We start from the raw sequence: 12,944 nt of genomic DNA, 5'->3' as shown, positions 1-12,944 counted from the left end.
TCCGACAACCCCGAGGCCCAGCCATGACCCGAATCCCCCCCTCCCTCTCCCTCTCCCTCGCCCTGCTCCTGCTCGCCCCCTGGACGACGCACGCCGAGGAGGCCGTCTCCTGGCGGGACGCGCGGACGCTGACGCTCGAAGGCCGCGCCTGGGACGAGCCCGCGCTCAAGGCTCCGTTCGACCGGCTCCCGGCGAAGGCCGAGGGGGTCGCCCGGCCGCCGGTTTGGGGGCTGTCGCGGGATTCCGCCGGCATCGCCGTCCGGTTCGTGACGGACGCGCCGGAGATCCACGCCCGCTGGACGCTCAACAAGGACCGCCTCGCCATGCCCCACATGCCGGCCACCGGCGTCAGCGGGCTCGACCTCTACGCCCGCGACGCCGACGGCGCCTGGCGCTGGGCGGGCGTGGGGCAGCCGACGGAGCAGACGAACACCAGGGCGCTGGTGAAGGGGATGGACCCGGGCCGTCGGGAGTACCTGCTGTACTTCCCCTTATATAACGGGTTGTCGACGGTGGAGATCGGCATCCCGTCCGGAGCGAGCATCGAGCCGGGGCCGCCGCGCGAGCCGGCGTCGGCCAAGTCCGTGGTCTTCTACGGGACGTCGATCACGCAGGGGGGATGCGCCTCGCGCCCGGGGATGGTGCACACCGCGATCCTCGGCCGTCGGCTCGACCGGCCGGTCGTCAACCTGGGATTCAGCGGCAACGGCACGATGGACCAGTCCATCTCCGACCTGCTGGTGGAGATCGACGCCGCCCTGTACGTCGTGGACTGCCTCCCCAACATGGGGGCCGACATGGTCGCCGAGCGGACCATCCCGCTCGTCAGGACGATCCGAGCGGCGCGGCCCGACGTCCCCATCCTGCTCGCCGAGGATCGCGCCTACACCGACGGCCGGTTCCTGGAGTCCCAGCGCCGGAGGAACTCGACTAGCCGCGCCGCGCTGAGAGACGCGTACGAGAAGCTCGTCGCCGAGGGGGTGACCGGGCTGTACTACCTGGAGGGGAACGCCCAGCTCGGCGACGACGGCGAGGGGACCGTCGACGGTTCCCACCCCACCGACCTGGGCTTCGTCCGCATGGCCGACGCCTTCGAGCCCGTCATCCGCGAGGCGCTGAGGGGATCGAACCCCTGACCCTTTTCAGCGGGGGTCGTCGTCGAACTTGAGCTTGGAGAGGGTCGGGCGGCAGAGTTCCAGGAGCTGGAGGTCGCCCAGCTCTTCCTCCACGGCCTCGCGGGTCGGGTGCTTGAGGGAGACGCGGACCTCGTCGACGAGGAACTCGGTGAACTTGTCGCGGGCGCGGTGGAGGATCTGGCGGAGGTTGCCGGCGGTCATCGGCCGGCCGATCCGCTTCGCCAGCTCCTCGGCGAGTTCCGGCGAGCGCATCTGCGGGCGGGCCAGCCGCAGCCGCATCACCTTGTGGAACGGCTTGCCGGTGTTCTCCTCGTAGGCCCGCAGCGAATCCCACGAGCGGGCCAGCAGGTCCTGGCGCCAGCTGAAGAGGAATTGCTTGTCGAAGTCGCCGAGGCCGACGTCGCCGACGATGTCGGCCTCCATCGCGGTGTCGAGCTGGGACGCGCCCTTCCGCTTGCGGAAGTGGTCGACCATCAGGTTGCGCAGGGCCCGCTTGAGGTAGTCGCGGAAGCGGCCCCGGGTGGGGTCGAAGTGGCGGAACTTCCCCTCCAGGAACTTGACCGAGAACTCCTGATTGAGGTCGCGCGCGACCTCCGCGTCGCCCACCACCTTCAGCAGGTAGCGGTGGACGGCGCCGGAATAGCGGAGCATCAACAATTGCCTGGCCGCGTCGGCCTGCTCGGGGGTCCCGTTCTGGGCCTGGTAGAGCAGGGTCGTCTGGGTCAAGAGCTCCGAGAGCTTGGCTTTCGAGTCGCCGACTTCCAAGGCCCTGCTCCTTGATGCAAGTCGTTGCGTGGCAAGGTCAAGATGCTTCGATCCCGGTCGCGACCGCGACGAAATTGGCGATGGGGCCGAAACGATTGGCCTTGGGCGGCGTAATGGCTTGTGGGGGGAGACGTCGATCGACGCCCCGCCCCATCATACCGATGGAGGACGCGCCATGGACCACCCGAGCCTGACAGCCCAGCGCCGAAGCCGGACTCGCGGGATCCTGGGTCGCGCTTCATCCCGCTATCATCATACACTCCGCCGGGCCTTCCTGGCCTGTGCGTCGTCGCGGGAGGCGTGCCGATCGCTCGGCCGCCGGCTGTCGACCGACGCCCGGGCCGGCGTCGACGCGGCGATCGCGCTCTGCCTGCTGGCCTTCGCGCCGTCGCGGCGACCGGCCCTCGCGCCGATCCCGCCGGCCTGCTCATCCGCGAGCTTTCGGCGGTCGCGGACGAGGCATCGGAGATGAGCCGCCTCGCGGCCCGGTCTCCTTCGAGATAACGAGTTTCGACTCCTTCGGACGCGTCCCCGAGACGTCGCGCCGGCGGTCCGCGCCGCGAGGGCCATCGATCGGCCCCCGCGCCGAGGCCGCCGCGCCAGGGGAGGCCGCGCGCCGACGGGTCCAACGCGGACCACCCGGATCGGGAAAGGAACAACAGGCGAGATGAACACCGCCGAACGCACCATTGACCGCCGCGACGAGCTCTCCAACCGCGTCCTCCTCGGCCGCTCGGACGTCGAGCTCCTGACCCCCGAGGAAGAGCGCCGGCTGCTGGTGGAGCTGGACGGCCACCGACGCCTGCTCGCCGCCGCCTCCGCCGAGATGGGGGGCGAGGCCGGCGAAGAGTTCGATATGCGGGACTTCGTCCGCGCCGCGCTGGGCTCCGGCCCGCCGGCCAGCGATGAGGAGGCCGTCCTGCGGGCCGTGGCCGCCGCCTACAACGCGACCCGCGGCCGCCTGGCGATGGCCAACCTGCGGCTGGTCGCCCACGTCGCCCGCCGCTTCAACGACCGGGGCCTCTCGGACTCCGACCTGCTCCAGGAGGGGTTCTGCGGCCTGCTCACGGCCATCGACCGCTACGACGTGTCGAACACGACCCGGCTGGCGTCCTACGCCGTCTGGTGGATCCGCCAGGCCCTCCAGCGCGCGGTGGCCGCCGGGGCCTACCCCGTGCGGCTCAACCCGCGGCACCTCCAGAAGCTGGCCGAGGTTTCCCACGAGGCCGAGGCCCTCGCCCCCTCCCGACGCGCCCGCTCGGCGTCGGCCGAGGCGACCCTGAAACAGATCCACGCGGCCACCCGTCCCGCCCTGTCGCTCGACGCCCCGCTCGGCGACGAGGGGGGCCGGCTGATGGACGTGCTCTGCAGCCCGGCCGACGAGGAGGTCGACGAGTTCGACCGCGAGGAACGGCTGGCCGCGCTGCTCGAACGGCTCAAGCCCCGCGAGCAGACCGTGCTCCGGCTGCGGTTCGGCCTCGACGGCGGCGAGAGCCACTCGCTCAGCGAGGTCAGCCAGGTCCTGTCCGTCTCCAAGGAGCGGATCCGGCAGATCCAGGACGCCGCGCTGGCCAAGCTCCGCGTCCTCGCCGACGCGCCCGCCCTCAGCGAGGTCGGCTGAACGACGCTCCCCCCGACGGCCGCCCCCGGCGCGGCCGTCGGCCCTTTCGGGGCGGCCACCGCCTCTGGGTTCGTTCGCGCCGGGACGTTTTCGTGGAAACGCATGCAAAATGTTTTCGTGAAAAGTCTTGCGTCGAAATCGAGTTGGCTTCGTTCGTCGCTTTCGAAATGTGCTTTTTGTGTCCGGCGAGCGTGAAACGCGCGTCCCCTCTCCCGCCGGGAGAGGGTGGCCCGAAGGGCCGGGTGAGGGTCGCCGGGTTTCGATAATCGCGACGGCCCACGACGGCGCGGCCGGCGCGATCCCCGAGGCGTGACGGCCCTCACCCGCCGCTGGCGCGGCCGCCTGCTCCCGGGGGGAGAGGGGACATAATCGGGCCGGAGGCCCTCTTCGTTCGTGACGCGCGCGGTCGCCCGTTGGGCCCCGCGGGCTTCCACCGATTCCGGGATGTCAAGGAGCGGAGCCATCGATCCCCCCCATGCTCCGCGGCGAGGAACGCGGGATTTCATGTTTCCCGATTTCTTTCGCGATCCGCGCCGACTCGGCGAGGGCCGCGCGGTCGGGCTCGGGCCGGCTTGTCGGGGATTGGGGGAGAATCTATAGTGCTATGAGGCTCGCGGGGCCCGGCGTCCCGGATCGCCCAAGGGTCGGGCGCGTTGCGACTTGGGGGCGGGGCGGCAGGATGGGAGAGGCGATGGAGCGAGGGGACGCCGCCACGCGCGTCGTGGTGCTGGGCTCGACCGGGTCGATCGGCCGCAGCGCCCTGGACGTGATCGCCGCCGGCGGCGCGCCGGGATTGCGGGCCCACGGCCTCAGCGCGCACTCCAGCTGGGAGCGGCTGGCCGAGCAGGCCCGATCGGCGTCCCCCAGGTTCGTCGCGCTCACCGACGACGGCCCGATCGCCGAGGTCCGATCGGCCCTGCGGGGGACCGGCGTCGAGGTCCTCTCCGGCCGCGACGGCGTGCTCAGGATGGTGACGGACGAGGCCACCGATCGCGTGCTCGACGCCATCGTCGGCGCCGCCGGGCTGGAGGGCGCCTGGGCGGCGCTCGAGGCCGGCAAGACGGTCGCCCTGGCGAACAAGGAGACGCTCGTCGTCGCCGGCCCGCTCGTCATGGACCTGGCCCGCCGAAGGGGCTCGACCCTCCTCCCGGTCGACAGCGAGCACTCGGCGATCTTCCAGGCCCTCAAGTCCGGCGGCACGCGCGAGGTCAAGCGCGTCGTCCTCACGTCGTCCGGCGGCCCCTTCCGCGGCAAGACCCGCGCGCAGCTCCGCGACGTCACCCCCGAGATGGCGCTGAAGCACCCGACCTGGAGCATGGGGCCGAAGATCACCATCGACTCGGCCACGCTGATGAACAAGGCGCTCGAGGTGATCGAGGCCCGCTGGCTGTTCGACCTGGACCCCGACCGGATCGAGGTCGTCATCCACCCGGAGAGCACGATCCACTCGATGGTCGAGTTCGTCGACGGCAGCGTGATCGCCCAGCTCTCCCCGCCGGACATGCGGCTCCCCATCCAGTATGCCCTGACCTACCCCGACCGCCACCCCTGCCCAGGGCCCCGGCTCGATTTGACGAGGCCGTCGGCGCTGCATTTCGAGCCCCCCGACCGCGAGACGTTCCCGGCGCTCGACCTGGCGTACGAGGTGATGCGCCGGGGGGGGACCGCCGGCGCGGCCCTGAACGCGGCCAACGAGGTCGCCGTGGGGCGGTTCCTGGCCGGCGAGATCGGCTTCCTGGACATCCCCCGCGCCTGCCGGGCGGCGCTCGACCATCACGAATACGACCCCCGCCCGACGCTCGACCTGCTGTGGAAGGTCGACGCGCGGGCACGCCTGGAGGCGCAGCGTTGGACACCCTGATCTGGCTCTTCAACATCGCCAAGGTCGCCCTCGGGCTCGGCTTCGTGATCTTCGTCCACGAGCTGGGGCACTTCCTGCTGGCGAAGTGGAACGGCGTGAAGGTGGAGAAGTTCTCCATCGGATTCGGCCGGACCATCTTCGGCTTCACCCGCGGCGAGACCGAGTACGTCCTGGCGGCGATCCCGCTGGGGGGCTTCGTCAAGATGCTGGGCGAGGGGGGCGAGGCCGGCGAGGGGCCGCCCGACCCCGAGGCCGCGAGCGACCCCCGGGCGTTCAACAACAAGTCCATCGGCGCGCGGATGGCCATCATCTCCGCGGGCGTGGTGATGAACCTGATCCTGGGGTTCGCCTGCTTCGCGTACATCTTCGGCCAGGAGCGCGAGGTCACCGCCGCGAAGGTCGGCTCGGTGCTCGCCGGCTCCCCCGCGTTCGAGGCGGGCCTGCGGCCCGGCGACGAGATCGTCGCCATCGACGGCCGGCGCGACGTCGGGTTCAAGGATCTCATGGTCGCGGTCAACCTGAGCAGCCGCGGCCAGGTGATCGAGTTCGGCGTCGATCGCCCCGGCGAGGATCGCGAGCTGACGATCCCCATCGAGCCCCGCCGCGAGGCGAGCGCCGACCGCCCCACCATCGGGGTCCGCCCGGCGTACTCGCTTGACGTCGGCGACGACCAGCCGACGCCCGGCGCGACCGAGCCGATCGCCCTCCCCTGGCCCGCCGACAAGCGGGCCGAGATCCTGACCATCGAGGCCGCCGCGCCGGCCGGCGAGAGCCCCGCGCCAGTGGCCTCGTACGAGGACTTCCGCCGCCTGTCGGCCCGCCATCGCGACAAGGCGATCGACCTGGTGCTCCGGCCGCGGACCTTCGCCGGCAAGGAGGTCCCGGGCCTGGACGGGACCGTGACCGCGACGGCCCCCCCCAGCCGGTTCGTCGACTTCGGCCTTCGCTTCGCCCCCGGCCCGATCACCGCGATCCGCAAGGGCTCGCCGGCCGACGCCGCCGGCTTCAAGCTCGGCGACGCGATCGTGAAGGTCGACGGCCGCGACGATCTCGACCCGATGCGGCTGCCGCTGGAGGTCTTCGACCGCGCCGGGGAGCCGACGACGTTCCACGTCCGCCGCGAGGGCTCCGACGAGCCGATCGAGCTGACCGCCACCCCCGACGACGCGCCGCCGAGCCAGCCGCTGCCGATGGAGGATCTGGAGATCCCCGGCCTGGGGCTCTACATGGCCGTCCCGACGACCGTCGCGACGGTCGTCCCCGACTCGCCCGCCGACAAGGCCGGGATCAAGCCGGGCGACGTGATCGAGTCGGTGACGATCCCGCCGGTCAAGGGCCGGGCGCGCGAGAACGACCCGTCGAAGGAGTTCTGGCTCCTCGGCCGCCCCCAGACGTTCGCCTTCGGCGAGAAGGCCGCCAGCTGGCCCGCGGCGTTCGACTTCCTCCAGACGCTCCCCCTCCAGGAGGTGACGTTCAAGGTCAAGGGTCGCGAGCAGTCGGTCGCGATCGCGCCGGCGCCCGTCGACGGCTGGTACACCGCCGAGCGCGGCCTGCGCTTCCTGGAGGCGCACAAGACCATGCCCCCGCTGGGGCCGGTCGACGCGCTGAAGGAGGGGCTGAACGAGACGATCGACAGCGTCGGGATGATGTACGCCTCGCTGCGGAGCCTGGCGACCGGGCGCGTGAGCACGAACCAGCTCGCCGGGCCGATCGGCATCGGGCCGATGGCCTACGCGGCGGCGAAGGCCGGCGTCAACGAGTTCCTGTACTTCCTGGCGTTCATCAGCATCAACCTGGCGGTCCTGAACTTCCTGCCGATCCCCCCGCTGGACGGCGGCCAGATGATGTTCCTGATCGCCGAGAAGGTGCGCGGCCGGCCGCTGCCGGAGTCGGCGCTGATCGCCGGGACGTACTTCGGCCTGCTGCTGGTGCTGGGCCTGATGGTCTTCGCGACATATCAGGACATCTACCGGCTGCTGTCGGGCTACTTCTTCTGATCCGAGCCGGGGGAGGCGAGCGGTGGCCGAATTCGGGGGACGCGTCGCGACCGAAACGGGGCTGGGGCTGGACGAGGCGCTGCGGCGGCTGGAGTCCGGCGAGGCGGCCGTCGACGTGGTGGGGACGAGTCCGGTCGACCTCGCCGCCGTCGTGGCCTTCGCCGCGCTGGGCGCCGAGGGCTCCGATGGCCCGCCGCTGGTCCGCCGCCCCCCCGAGCGGCCCCGGCTGGTCGCGGCCGTCTCCGAGGAGGCGCTCGCGGCCGTCGCCCCCCGCGCGCCCCGCCCGGCGCGGCTGGCTCTGCTGGCCGGGCTGCTCCAGGCGCTGGACGCCTGGGACGCCAGCCACGACGCGGCGCAGGAGGCCGAGGACCGGGGCGAGCGCGAATTCTCCGCCTACTGGCACGGCGTCGCCCATCGCCGCGAGCCCGACGCCGGCAACGCCTCGTACTGGTTCCGTCGCGTCGGCCGCCACCCGCTGTTCCCCGCGCTCGGCGAGGCGGCGCGATCCCTCGCCGGGCCGGAGGGCGCGATCCCGATCGGCTCCGGAGGTTGGGACCCCTTCGCCATGATCGACCTCTGCTCCCGCGCCGGGCGCGGGACCGACCGGGAACGGCTGGCGCGTCGGCTCCAGCGCCTGGAGATGGCGATGCTGCTGGAAGCGACGGCCGCGGCGCTGGGCTGAGGTCCGGGCCGATTGACTCGGCCCGCGCGGGGGTTTAGTATCCGGCTTGACCTTTCCCCCAGCGGTCGTAGAGATCCCGGAGCGTGCGAGACATGGCCCTCGAGAATCCCAGCGGCGGTTCGATCAAGAGCGTTTTGCAAGAGACCCGGATCTTCCCGCCCCCGCCCGAGTTCGCCAAGAACGCGCGCTTCAAGAGCCTCGACGAGTACCAGGCCGTCTGGGACCGCGCCAAGGAAGACCCCGAGGCCTTCTGGGCCGAGCAGGCCGAGTCGCTGTCCTGGTCCCGCAAGTGGGACAAGGTCCTCGACTGGCAAGAGCCGTTCGCCAAGTGGTTCGTCGGCGGCCAGATCAACGCGTCGTACAACTGCGTCGACCGCCACTGCGAGGGGCCGAACAAGAACAAGGCCGCGCTCATCTTCGAGGGCGAGCCCGGCGACCGTCGCGTGCTCCGCTACCAGGACCTCCAGCGCGAGGTGAGCAAGTTCGCCAACGTGCTGAAGGGGCTGGGCGTGAAGAAGGGCGACGTCGTCGCCGTCTACATGCCGATGATCCCCGAGCTGGTCGTGGCGGTGCTGGCCTGCGCCCGGATCGGCGCGCCGCACACGGTGGTCTTCGGCGGCTTCAGCTCCGAGGCCCTGGCGGGACGCATCAACGACAGCAAGGCCAAGGTGCTGGTGACGGCCGACGGCGGATGGCGGCGCGGCAAGATCGTCCCGCTGAAGGCCAACGCCGACGGCGCGGCGGCCGAGTGCCCGTCGCTGGAGTCGGTCGTCGTCCACAGGCGCACCGGCCATGACATCGACTGGACCGAGGGCCGCGACCACTGGTGGCACGACCTGGCCAAGAAGGCCTCGGCCGACTGCCCCCCCGAGCCGATGGACAGCGAGGACCCGCTGTTCATCCTCTACACGTCCGGATCGACCGGAAAGCCGAAGGGGATCCTCCACACCACCGGCGGCTACCTCCTGCAGTCCGCCCTGACGACGCGCTGGGTCTTCGACCTCAAGCCCGACGACACCTACTGGTGCACCGCCGACGTCGGCTGGGTCACGGGGCATTCGTACCTCGTCTACGGCCCTCTCGCCGAGGGCGCGACGTGCGTGATGTACGAGGGCGCCCCGAACTGGCCGGACGAGGCCCGCTTCTGGAAGATCATCGAGGATTACCGCGTCACGATCCTCTACACCGCCCCCACCGCCATCCGCGCGTTCATGAAGTGGGGCGAGCAGCACCCGAAGAAGCATGACCTCTCCAGCCTCCGCCTGCTGGGCTCGGTCGGCGAGCCGATCAACCCCGAGGCCTGGATGTGGTATCGCGACGTGATCGGCGGCGGGCGCTGCCCGATCGTCGACACGTGGTGGCAGACCGAGACCGGGGCGATCATGATCTCCCCCCTGCCCGGCGCCACGCCCACCATCCCCGGCTCGGCCACCCGGCCGCTGCCGGGCATCGTCCCGGCCGTCGTGACCAAGGACGGCAAGGAGGTCGGCGACAACGAGGGGGGCTTCCTGGTCATCACCAAGCCCTGGCCCGGGATGCTGCGGACGATCTTCGGCGATCCCGAGCGGTACAAGAACCAGTACTGGAACGACGTGCCGGGCGTCTACTTCTGCGGCGACGGCGCCCGCCGCGACGAGCACGGCAACTTCTGGATCCTCGGGCGCGTCGACGACGTGCTGAACGTCGCCGGCCACCGGCTCTCCACGATGGAGATCGAGAGCGCGCTGGTGAGCCACCCGGCCGTCGCCGAGGCCGCCGTCGTCGGCAAGCCCGACGACATCAAGGGCCAGGGCATCGCCTGCTTCGTCACGCTGGAGTCCAGCCAGAAGCCCAGCGACAGCCTCAAGGCGGCCCTCAAGGCGCACGTCGCCAAGGAGATCGGCGCCCTCGCCCGGCCCGACGACATCCACTTCACCGACTCGCTGCCCAAGACGCGCAGCGGCAAGATCATGCGGCGGCTGCTTCGCGACGTCGCCGCCGGCGTGGAGAGCACCGGCGACACCTCCACCCTGGAAGACGTCGGCGTCCTGGCCATGCTCCGCCAGCGCGAGCAGCAGGCGCAAGACGAGGAGTGAGCGCCGACCGCGTCGCCGCCGCCTGGCGCGATCTCGCCGGCCAATTGGGCCTGGCCGACGATCGCGCCGGGGCGATCGCCGCGTTCCTCGTCGCCGAATACTCGGGCCCGTCCCGATACTATCACGGCCTCGGCCACGTCGCGCGGATGCTCGACGAGGCCGAGGCCTTGCCGTTCGCCGACCGCGAAGCCGTCGAACTGGCCGTCCTGTTCCACGACGTGATCTACGACCCCGCTCGGCGTGACAACGAAGCTCGGAGCGCCGCGGCCCTGCGCGAGCGCCTGGGCGGATTCGTCGCGGCCCCCCTCCTCGACCATGCCGAGGCGATGATCCTCGCGACCCGCCGCCACGAGCCGACCGGCGACCCGGACGCCGACCTGTTCCTCGACCTGGACCTGGCGATCCTCGCCGCCGCCTGGCCCGATTACGCGCGCTACGCCGACGGCATCATGCGCGAGTACGCGCCGATCCACGGCGAGGCCACCTACCGCCGCGGACGCCTGGAGTCGTTCCTCGGACCGATGCTCGCCCGCGGCCGGGTCTTCCCGACCGACCGGTTCCGCCCTCGCGATCCCGTCGCGCTCGCCAACATGAGGCGGGAGGCGGATGCGCTCGACGCGGGGCCTACGACCCGTATTCCTTGAGCTTCCGGTAGAGCGTGCGCTCGCCGATGCCCAGCATCTTCGCGGCCTCCTCGCGGTTGCCGCCGGTGAGCTTGAGGGTCTCGGTGATGTAGTGGCGCTCGATGTCGTCCAGCGACTTGCCGACGAAAGCATCGACCCCCGCGTGGGCCTCGGTCGTCGCGCCGGCGGCACCGGATTGGAGATCCTCGGTCAGGTCGTCGACGTCGAGGACGCCGTCGAAGTCGATGACGACCATGCTCTCGATGACGTTCCGCAGCTCGCGGACGTTCCCCGGCCACGAGTAATGCCGCAGGATCTTCCGCGCAGCCGGGGTGATCGACTGGATCTTCTTATCGTGCGAGGCGGTGAATTCCTTGAGGAAGTGATCGATCAAGAGATCGATATCCTCGCGGCGCTCGCGCAGGGGGGGGAGGCGGATGCTGACCACCTTGAGGCGGTGGTAGAGGTCCTGCCGGAACGCGCCGGTGGAGATGGCCTCGGCCAGGTCGCGATTGGTGGCGGAGATGAGCCGGACGTTGACCTTGATCGGCTCGTTGGTCCCCACGCGGACGATCTCGCCGTTCTCCAGGGTCCGTAGGAGCTTGACCTGCGTCCCCATCGGGATGTCGCCGACCTCGTCCAGGAACAGCGTGCCGCCGTTGGCGTGCTCGAACCAGCCCTTGCGCTCGCGGTCGGCGCCGGTGAAGGCCCCCTTCACGTGGCCGAACAGCTCGCTCTCCAGGATGTTGTCCGAGAGCGCGGCGCAGTTCAGGGCGACGAACGGCTTGTAGCGTCGCGGGCTGTTGTTGTGCAGGGCCTTGGCGACCAGCTCCTTGCCGGTGCCGCTCTCGCCGGTGATGAGGACGGTGGCCGACGTGGGGGCGATCTGCCGCAGCCGGGCGACGACCGTGTGCATCGCGGGGGAGTTGCCGATGACCCCCTCGAAGCCGAACTTCTCGTTGAGCTGGCGTTGAAGCTCGATGTTGGAGCGGGCCAGGCGCTGGGACTGGGACGCCTTGTCCACGACCATGCGCAGCTCGCCGATGTCCAGCGGCTTGGTCAGGTACGTGGTGGCGCCGGCTTGCATGGCGGTGACGGCGGTCTTGATGGTGCCGTGGCCGGTGAGGATGACGACCTCGGCGTCGGGCAGCTCGCGCTTGGCCTTGGCGAGGATCTCCAGGCCGCCGACGCCGTCCATGATGAGGTCGCTGACGATGATGTCGAACGACTGCTCCTCGATGAGGCGCAGGCCCTCGCGCCCGCTGGTGGCGACGACGCACTCGTAGCCGACGCGCGCGAGGCTCTCGGCGACGGCCTCGGCGTGGGGCTCGTCGTCGTCGACGACCAGGACGCGGATCTGCTGGTCCATCGGTCCGCCTAGGCTCCGTGTCAGGCGGCCGGGAGGCGGATCGAGAACCGCGAGCCCCGGTTGGGGACGCTGTGGACCTCGATCGTGCCGCCGTGGGCCATGATGATGTTGCGGGTGGTGGGGAGGCCCAGGCCGGTCCCCCCCTTGCGCGTGGAGAAGAACGGGTCGAAGATCTTGGCGACGACGTCCTCGGGGATGCCGCGGCCGGTGTCGACGACGTCGAGGGCGACCTCGCCCCCCTCGCGGCGGGTGGTCAGGATCAGCTCGCCGCCGTCGGGCATGGCGTGCTCGGCGTTGAGCATGAGGTTGAGGACGGCCTGCTTGAAGGCGTCCGCGTCCAGCAGGACGCGCGGGAGGTCGGCCGCGAAGCAGGTGCGGACGACGACGCCGCGGGTGGACGCCTGGGGCTCGTAGAAGTCGCACAGCTCCTCGACGACCGCGTTGAGGTCGGTCGGGGCGATGCGGAGGTCCTGCAGGCGGGCGAACCGGAGGAAGTTCTCCAGGATGTCCTGGAGCCGCCGGGCCTCGTGCTTGAGGCGCTGGATCCGGGCTCCGGCGCGGCGCTCGCGGGGGGTCTCGGGCTCGTGGAAGTCCTCGGCGAGGAGGTCCAGGTTGAGCGTGAGGGTGGACAGCGGGTTGCGGATCTCGTGGGCCAGGCCGCCGGCGAGCTGGGCGATCTGGGCGTTCTGCTCGCGGAGGCGGCGGGCCACTTCGGGCTCGGACGCGAGGTCGACGAGCGGGGCGACGGCGGTCGAATCGAGGGCGGTACCGGCGATGGGATGGGCCATGATCGGTTGCGCCGGGGGCTGGATACG

General features: G+C 71.1%; 11 protein-coding genes. 8 read left to right on the top strand and 3 right to left on the bottom strand.

All coding sequences use genetic code 11. From position 1 onward, the window contains the following. Positions 1 to 23: 23 nt before the first annotated feature. On the top strand, positions 24 to 1,136 hold the full coding sequence (locus tag WG209_RS06325; RefSeq protein WP_337174173.1) for an SGNH/GDSL hydrolase family protein: 1,113 nt from the start codon (positions 24 to 26) through the stop codon (positions 1,134 to 1,136). A gap of 6 nt (positions 1,137 to 1,142) precedes the next feature. On the opposite strand, the gene WG209_RS06320 is transcribed toward WG209_RS06325, so the two are convergent. Then, a complete protein-coding gene (locus tag WG209_RS06320) occupies positions 1,143 to 1,901 on the bottom strand; it encodes a sigma-70 family RNA polymerase sigma factor (RefSeq protein WP_337174172.1) in 759 nt (252 codons plus the stop codon). A 175-nt stretch (positions 1,902 to 2,076) separates the two neighbouring features. On the opposite strand from WG209_RS06320, the gene WG209_RS06315 reads away from it, so the two are divergent. From WG209_RS06315 to WG209_RS06285, 7 genes are all read left to right on the top strand, one after another. Continuing rightward, positions 2,077 to 2,373 carry a hypothetical protein gene (locus tag WG209_RS06315; protein ID WP_337174171.1) on the top strand — a complete coding sequence of 99 codons (297 nt, stop codon included), beginning with the start codon at positions 2,077 to 2,079 and terminating at the stop codon, positions 2,371 to 2,373. Between the two features lie 195 nt (positions 2,374 to 2,568). Next, positions 2,569 to 3,522: a sigma-70 family RNA polymerase sigma factor gene (locus WG209_RS06310; RefSeq protein WP_337174170.1), complete on the top strand. Its 954-nt coding sequence runs from the start codon at positions 2,569 to 2,571 to the stop codon at positions 3,520 to 3,522. A gap of 691 nt (positions 3,523 to 4,213) precedes the next feature. Beyond that, positions 4,214 to 5,383 (top strand): 1-deoxy-D-xylulose-5-phosphate reductoisomerase, encoded by a 1,170-nt coding sequence (gene dxr, locus WG209_RS06305; RefSeq protein WP_337174169.1) that lies wholly within the window; start codon positions 4,214 to 4,216, stop codon positions 5,381 to 5,383. Further along, positions 5,371 to 7,380 carry a site-2 protease family protein gene (locus WG209_RS06300; protein WP_337174168.1) on the top strand — a complete coding sequence of 670 codons (2,010 nt, stop codon included), beginning with the start codon at positions 5,371 to 5,373 and terminating at the stop codon, positions 7,378 to 7,380. Before dxr ends, WG209_RS06300 begins: the two co-directional genes overlap by 13 nt. Positions 7,381 to 7,402: 22 nt before the next feature. Continuing rightward, the gene (locus WG209_RS06295; RefSeq protein WP_337174167.1) at positions 7,403 to 8,062 is read left to right on the top strand and encodes a hypothetical protein; all 660 of its coding nucleotides are present in this window, start codon (positions 7,403 to 7,405) and stop codon (positions 8,060 to 8,062) included. Between the two features lie 92 nt (positions 8,063 to 8,154). Further along, positions 8,155 to 10,137 (top strand): acetate--CoA ligase, encoded by a 1,983-nt coding sequence (gene acs / locus WG209_RS06290; RefSeq protein ID WP_337174166.1) that lies wholly within the window; start codon positions 8,155 to 8,157, stop codon positions 10,135 to 10,137. Then, on the top strand, positions 10,134 to 10,781 hold the full coding sequence (locus WG209_RS06285; RefSeq protein WP_337174165.1) for a hypothetical protein: 648 nt from the start codon (positions 10,134 to 10,136) through the stop codon (positions 10,779 to 10,781). The genes acs and WG209_RS06285 overlap by 4 nt, the downstream gene beginning before the upstream one ends. Here the strand turns inward: WG209_RS06285 and WG209_RS06280 are convergent. Next, a complete protein-coding gene (locus tag WG209_RS06280) occupies positions 10,762 to 12,129 on the bottom strand; it encodes a sigma-54 dependent transcriptional regulator (protein ID WP_337174164.1) in 1,368 nt (455 codons plus the stop codon). The two genes, WG209_RS06285 and WG209_RS06280, sit on opposite strands and share 20 nt — an antisense overlap. 20 nt (positions 12,130 to 12,149) lie before the next feature. Further along, positions 12,150 to 12,917 (bottom strand): ATP-binding protein, encoded by a 768-nt coding sequence (locus tag WG209_RS06275; RefSeq protein WP_337174163.1) that lies wholly within the window; start codon positions 12,915 to 12,917, stop codon positions 12,150 to 12,152. Positions 12,918 to 12,944: the final 27 nt, after the last annotated feature.

It is taken from the genome of Paludisphaera sp., from assembly GCF_037189885.1.
In the GTDB taxonomy this organism is placed as follows: Bacteria; Planctomycetota; Planctomycetia; order Isosphaerales; family Isosphaeraceae; genus Paludisphaera.
This window is presented reverse-complemented; position numbering and strand designations above follow the sequence as displayed.